The 255-nt window shown below is 99.6% G+C and carries 1 protein-coding gene; it reads left to right on the top strand.

Annotated features, from left to right (window positions below; genetic code table 11):
- On the top strand, nucleotides 1–255 hold a 255-nt coding region (locus tag G3N62_RS36500; RefSeq protein WP_176480855.1), incomplete at both ends, for a hypothetical protein.

Below are 255 nucleotides of genomic sequence, written 5' to 3'. Positions count from 1 at the left end.
CCCCCCCCCCCCCCCCCCCCCCCCCCCCCCCCCCCCCCCCCCCCCCCCCCCCCCCCCCCCCCCCCCCCCCCCCCCCCCCCCCCCCCCCCCCCCCCCCCCCCCCCCCCCCCCCCCCCCCCCCCCCCCCACCCCCCCCCCCCCCCCCCCCCCCCCCCCCCCCCCCCCCCCCCCCCCCCCCCCCCCCCCCCCCCCCCCCCCCCCCCCCCCCCCCCCCCCCCCCCCCCCCCCCCCCCCCCCCCCCCCCCCCCCCCCCCC

The sequence above is a fragment of the Burkholderia sp. Tr-20355 genome, assembly GCF_017104685.1.
Classification (GTDB): domain Bacteria; phylum Pseudomonadota; class Gammaproteobacteria; order Burkholderiales; family Burkholderiaceae; genus Burkholderia; species Burkholderia seminalis.
This window is presented reverse-complemented; position numbering and strand designations above follow the sequence as displayed.